The 6,000-nt window shown below is 72.1% G+C and carries 6 protein-coding genes; 2 read left to right on the plus strand and 4 right to left on the minus strand.

Annotation, left to right across the window (positions count from 1 at the left end; translation table 11 throughout):
- Positions 1 to 108: 108 nt before the first annotated feature.
- On the plus strand, positions 109 to 546 hold the full coding sequence (locus tag AB0B35_RS27620; RefSeq protein ID WP_361050403.1) for a hypothetical protein: 438 nt from the start codon (positions 109 to 111) through the stop codon (positions 544 to 546).
- 154 nt (positions 547 to 700) lie between these two features.
- Positions 701 to 1,822: a hypothetical protein gene (locus AB0B35_RS27625; protein WP_361050406.1), complete on the plus strand. Its 1,122-nt coding sequence runs from the start codon at positions 701 to 703 to the stop codon at positions 1,820 to 1,822.
- Between the two features lies 1 nt (position 1,823).
- Here the strand turns inward: AB0B35_RS27625 and AB0B35_RS27630 are convergent, their stop codons facing one another.
- The 4 genes from AB0B35_RS27630 to AB0B35_RS27645 form a co-directional block, all read right to left on the minus strand.
- The gene (locus tag AB0B35_RS27630; protein WP_361050409.1) at positions 1,824 to 2,255 is read right to left on the minus strand and encodes an NUDIX domain-containing protein; all 432 of its coding nucleotides are present in this window, start codon (positions 2,253 to 2,255) and stop codon (positions 1,824 to 1,826) included.
- Complete coding sequence (locus AB0B35_RS27635) at positions 2,252 to 2,707, minus strand: MaoC family dehydratase (RefSeq protein WP_361050412.1); 456 nt, start codon at positions 2,705 to 2,707, stop codon at positions 2,252 to 2,254. Before AB0B35_RS27635 ends, AB0B35_RS27630 begins: the two co-directional genes overlap by 4 nt.
- A gap of 139 nt (positions 2,708 to 2,846) precedes the next feature.
- Positions 2,847 to 4,844 (minus strand): endo-1,4-beta-xylanase, encoded by a 1,998-nt coding sequence (locus AB0B35_RS27640; protein WP_361050415.1) that lies wholly within the window; start codon positions 4,842 to 4,844, stop codon positions 2,847 to 2,849.
- Between the two features lie 209 nt (positions 4,845 to 5,053).
- Positions 5,054 to 6,000, minus strand: a 947-nt coding sequence (locus AB0B35_RS27645) for a LacI family DNA-binding transcriptional regulator (RefSeq protein ID WP_361050418.1), incomplete at its 5' end; no start/stop codon positions are given.

Consider the following 6,000-nt stretch of genomic DNA (forward strand, 5'->3'; position numbering starts at 1 on the left):
CTGTAGGAACGAGCGCAGCGTCGGGCTCTCGCGGCGACCACCCCCGCCGCATCACCGCGTCGCGCTCCCCACCCCGAGTCGCGTGCGCCGCGACCTCCGGGAGTCACCGTGCTCGCTAGCGTCCCCCAGCTCCAGGCCTCCGCGCTGCGTCACGCCACGACGGGCCTGTCGACCGCCGCCACGCTGCTGGCCGGACGTGGCAGGCGCGCCGCCGACACCTGGCCGGGCCTGCCACAGCTGCCCGCCGCCTGGGTGGCCGATCCCGAAAGCCGGATCAGCACCGCCACCCAGCGCTTCACGGTTCACCGGCGCGGCACCACCGAGATCCAGCTGCACTCCGTGCTTGGCTTCGACGAGGACAGCCTGGAGCGGCAGATCGCCCGGATCAACCTCGGCCCGTTTCGGGTGCGGGTCAGCGCGGGCACCACCTGGCGCGGCTTCGAAGCCCGCTGGGCCTGCGACGACGTCGCGCACCGGCTGGTCTGCCGCGGTCCGCAGCGCCTCGCCGACTTCCTCGACCTGCTCCTCGGCCTCGGCTGGGAGTGACCGCCGGGCGGCCTCGGCCGGGACCGACCGCGCCGACCTCCGCCGCACCGCCTGGACGGTCCGTGTCAGATCCCGTGTGGACAGCGGCTGCGGTCGTCCGCCGTGGCCGGAGCGGACTCCCCCGATGTCCCACCGTCCTGCGATCATGTCCGGCGTGAGCGGTGTGGTGGCAGAGCTGGTCGGGGCCGTGCGGGTGCCGGGAGAGCCCGGTGTCGACGATCCCCCGCGGATGCTGACCGGCCCAGGGCGTCGGCCGCTGGTGCTGGTGCGCAAGGACGCCGAACTCGCCGTGTACGACCTGGGCGGGCTGCGTGCCGGCGACCTGACGCCCACGGCGGTGTTCCCCGCCCCGTGGCCGCGCGCCGTCGGCGGGACCGTCGCGGTGAGCCCCGACCTGGCGTACGCGATATTCCCCGGGGTGCACGCCGTGCGGGCCGTCGAGCCGAGCGGGCGCCTGCGCTGGGAGGTCCGGCATACCTGCTGGGCAGGCCTCTGCCTGGGCTACCACGAGTCGTACGCGGAATACGCCGACGATCCGGAGCATCGCTACCCCGACCGCGGATCGAGCTGGGTCGGCCGCGACGGCACGACGGTATGGGTGCACGTGCGCGGCCCGCTGCCCGGCGACGACCGGCCCGAGGACGACGACCCGCGAGCAAGCCGCGAGACCTGGCTGGCGCTCGCCGCCGTCGACGCGCGCGTGCTCGCCCGCGCGGCCACCGGCACCTACGCGGCGGGCTCCCATCACGTCCCCCACCCCGACCCGGCGGTGATGGGACTCGGCGTCGGCGAGGGGCAGGACGGCTCGCCGCTGCTCTGGGGGCGGCTGCACCAGGGCGGCCTCGACGTACGGCACTTCGGCGACGATGCATACGTGCTGGTCGGCGTCTCGCCCGACGGGCGGCGGTTCGTCACCATCGACCACGCCTCGGGCGAGGAACTCGCCGTGCACCGGCACCCCGACGGCACGGTCACCGGCATCCTCTTCGCCGACCGGTCGCCATACGGCGACCCCGCGGCCGACGTGGGCCACCGCGGCTGGGATCTCATGGACCACGGCTTCCTCGACGACCGGGTGATGGCCGCCGCCACGAGCGTGAGCCACGGAGACGATCCGGTACGGCACTGGCTCGTCGACGTCGTCACGCTCGGCGGCGAGGGCCCGATCAGTTACCCGCACCCGGTGCGGGCCCACCCGCTCGGCGTCGGCGGCGGACTCTGGGTGACCCTCGACGAGTTCGACCTGCGCGTCTGGCGGCGCGCACCGGCCCGGTGACTCAGTCGAACAGGCGGCCCAGGTGCGAGCCCTGGCCGAACGCGACCACGTGCGCCTGGTCCAGCGGCATCCACCGCAGGTCGAAGCGGATCGGGTCGTGCGCGCCGTCGCCGGTCTCGTACGCCGTCCAGTTTTCCGGGACCTCGGCGGCGTCGACGGCCAGCTCGTAGAAGTGGCGCACGTGCACGGCGTCGTGTGCGGGGCGCGCGTCGTACTCGCCGACGCCCAGGTAGCGGACCAGGCGCAGGCCGGCAAGCCCGGTCTCCTCGTACGCCTCGCGCAGCACCGCGTCCTCGGGCAGCTCACCCGACTGGATCGTGCCCGCGGGCACCTGCAGCCCGGCCAGCGCGAGCGTGTCGTGGTCGCCGTGGGCGAACACCACGACCCGCCCGTCGCGCACGATGTACGCGACCACCTTGCCGACCCGCTTCACGAGAAGAACACCCTGGTCACCGTCTCGGCGACGCAGCAGGGCTTGGCGGAGCGGTCCGTCTCGATCGTCATCCGGGCGGTGACCTGCACTCCGCCGCCGGCCTCCTCGACGGAGGCGAGCGTCGCGGTCAGCCGGACCGACGCCCCGACCGGCACCGGCGCGGGGAAGCGCACCTTGTTCAGCCCGTAGTTGACTACCATCCGCGCGCCCTCGAACCGGTACAGGTCGCGTACCAGCAGCGGCAGCAGAGACAGGGTGAGGTACCCGTGCGCGATGGTCCCGCCGAACGGCCCCGCCGCGGCGCGCGCCGGATCGGTGTGGATCCACTGGTCGTCGCCGGTCGCCTCGGCGAAGGTGTCGACCCGAGCCTGCTCGACCGGGTGCCACGGACCGGGCCCGATGCTCTGCCCGACGGCCTCGGCCAGGTCGGTGGCGGAACTGAACACTCTCACGGTCTACCTCCGGATCACGGCTGGTCCCGGTGATCGTAGAGCGTCGGGAGCCGGAGGTGGGATGGGCTGCCCGCGCCGTCGGGCAGCCCATCGAGGGTGGGTCACGGCCCGAAGGGAGACGGCCGTGACCCGGTGGTCGCTACGGCGTGCTGCAGCTGAAGCCGTACGCCGTGCTGCTGTCGCCGTTGGGCCGGGCGACCTGGAAACCGAACGTGGTGCTCGCGCCAGGGGCGAGGGTGCCGTTGTAGGGGGCGTTCTTCGCCGTGGCGGTCCCACCGCTGTTGGTGATCACGCCGTTCCACTGGCCGACGAGCGTGTGGTTCGGCGGCAGCGTGAACGTGACGGTCCAGCTGGTGATCGCCGAGGTGCCGGTGTTGGTGACGGTGATCGGCTGCATGACGTAGCCGCCGTTCCACTGCGTCTGCACGGTCGCGGTGACCGAGCAGCCGCCGCCGGTGCCGCCGCCGGTCGTGGTGACCGTGACGGCGCTGGACGCCGAGGAGACGTTGCCCGCCGCGTCACGCGCCCGGACCTGGTACCGGTACGACGTGTTCGCCGACAGCCCGGAGTCGCTGAACGAGGTCGTCGTCGACGTGCCCACCTGCGTGAACGAACCGCCGGAGGTGCCGGGGGCGCGCAGGATGTCGTAGCCGGTGACCGCGACGTTGTCGGTCGACGCGGTCCAGGTCAGGCTGGTGCCGCTGGACGTGGTGCCGGACGCGGCCAGGTTGCTCGGCGTGCTCGGGGCCTGGGTGTCACCGGTGCCGCCGGTCGTGGTGACCGTGACGGCGCTGGACGCCGAGGAGACGTTGCCCGCCGCGTCACGCGCCCGGACCTGGTACCGGTACGACGTGTTCGCCGACAGCCCGGAATCGCTGAACGAGGCCGTCGTCGACGTGCCCACCTGCGAGAACGAACCGCCCGAGGTGCCCGGCGCGCGCAGGATGTCGTACCCGGCCACGCCCACGTTGTCGGTCGACGCGGTCCACGACAGGCTCACGCCGCTCGACGTGACGTTCGACGCCGTGAGGTTGCTCGGCGTGCTCGGCGCCTGGGTGTCGGTGGTGCCGTTGTCGAGCGCGTTGTGCACCGCCGTGTACGCCGGTTTCTGCTGGTAGTTCGCGTCGTAGAGCAGCGCCGCGCCCTCGCTGGGGAACGTGTCCGGGACCCAGGAGTACTTGTCGGTGAAGCCCCAGATGGTGACGCCGGCGCAGGCGGTGACCGCCATGCACGCGTTGAGCACGTTGCTGTAGTACGTCGCCTGGGTGGTGTCCTTGGCCGAGGTGCGCGGCATCACGATGCGCACGTCGAGTTCGGTGACCCGGACCTGCACGCCCAGCGCCGCGAAGCGCTGCATGTTCTGCTGCAGGTCGCTCGGGAAGCCGTACTGCGTGGCCAGGTGGCCCTGGAAGCCGACGCAGTCGACCGGCACGTTCTGCGCCCGCAGCGACTGCACCAGGTTGTACATCGCCGTGCTCTTGGCGTTGATGCCCTCGACGTTGTAGTCGTTGATGCACAGGCGGGCGTCGGGGTCGGCGGCGCGGGCGTAGCGGAACGCGTCGGCGATGAAGCTCTGGCCCAGCGTGTTGTACCAGAAGCTGGACCGGAAGTTCCCGTTCTCCTCGAACACCTCGTTCACCACGTCCCACGACACCACCGAGGCGTTGTTGGCGTAGCGGCCGACGAGCGTGGAGATGTGGTCCTGCATCGCCGAACGCATCGCGCTCGCGCCCAGGCCCTGCACCCAGCCCGGGGTCTGGCTGTGCCAGACCAGGGTGTGCCCGTGGACCTGCTGGTTGTTGGCGGCCGCGAAGTTGACGATCTGGTCCGCGCCGCTGAAGTTCCAGTTGTTGTCCGACGACTCGGTGGCATCCCACTTCATCGCGTTCTCGGCGGTGATCTGGTTGAACTCCGTCTGCGCGATGGTGCGGTAGGCCGACTCGTTGGCCAGCGGGCTGGTGGCCGCCGCGAAGCCGATGAACTTGCCGCGGGCCGCGGCGTGGGTGCGCAGGGGCCCGGAGGCGCTGGCGGGCGTGGCCGACAGCACCGGCACCGCGAACGCCGACAGCAGCGCCACCACGGCGAGCTGGACGAGGCGGCGGCGTGCTCTCTGGACGGGGACGCGTGGGGGCGTCATGGGTGTCCTCCTCATGATGGCGGAGCGTCAGTGCCGTGCCCTGAAGCAGCCCTCGCCCGCGTGGATCAGTGCGACGTCTGGTCCGGGCAGGGGACGTCGGCGGTGGAGGACACTCGATATAGGACACGGCACACATCGATGGAAGCGCTCCCATATTGCGCCCCGCCATCGCCTGAAGTCAATAACTTCCGGAAACTATCGGCGGGCGATCAGGAGCGCGGCGGCGCGGTGCTGTCGCGGACGACCAGCTCGGTGGCCAGCTCGATGCGCGGGCTCTCGATCTTCTCGCGCTGGGCCAGGCGCAGCAGCGTGCGCGCGGCGACCATGCCCATCTCCGCGAGGGGCTGCCGGACGCTGGTCAGCGGCGGCGAGGACCAGCGGACCTCGGGCAGGTCGTCGAAGCCGACGACGCTGACGTCGTCGGCGACGCGCAGGCCGCGGCGGCGGATGGCCTCGTAGACGCCCAGGGCCATCTGGTCGCTGGAGGCGAAGATGGCGGTCGGCGGGTCGGCCTGCTCCAGCAGCACGGTGCCGCCCGCGTACCCCGACTCGTGGTAGAAGTCGCCCTGGTAGAACAGGCTGTCGTCGACGGGCAGCCCGGCGGACTCCAGCCCGGCCCGGAAACCGTCCAGCCGGGCCCGGCTGCACATCAGGCGCGGCGGGCCGGCGATGAAGCCGATGCGGGTGTGGCCGAGCCCGATGAGGTACTCGGTGGCCCGCAGGCCGCCGGCCCAGTTGGTCGCGCCGATCGTCGGGGCGTCCATCGTCGACACCCCGGCCGGGTCGACGATGACGACGGGGATGTTGAGGCGGCGCAGCTCGGCCTGCAGCGGTGGTTCCAATGCCGACGCCACGAAGATGACGCCCTCGGTCGCCCGCGCGCGCATGTTGTCCATCCACTGCTTCGCTGAGGCGGAGCGGCGATGGATGGCCGAGACGACGGTGCCGATGCCGGCGGCGTGGGTGACGTCCTCGACGCCGCGGATGATCTCGACGGCCCAGGGGCTGTCGAGGTCGTTGAAGACGAGGTCGACGAGCCCGGAGCTGGCCCGCATGCTGGCCGGGCGGCGGCGGTAGCCGTGGCGGGTGAGCAGTTCCTCGACGCGTTCGCGGGTCTGCGGGGAGACGTCGGAGCGGCCGTTGATGACGCGCGAGA

It is taken from the genome of Catellatospora sp. NPDC049133 (assembly GCF_040648455.1).
Taxonomy (GTDB): domain Bacteria; phylum Actinomycetota; class Actinomycetes; order Mycobacteriales; family Micromonosporaceae; genus Catellatospora; species Catellatospora aurea.

What these genes read in the sequence shown, in the direction of transcription:
- AB0B35_RS27640 (WP_361050415.1), bottom strand. Translation starts at nt 4,844, where the DNA reads ATGACGCCCCCACGCGTCCCCGTCCAGAGAGCACGCCGCCGCCTCGTC.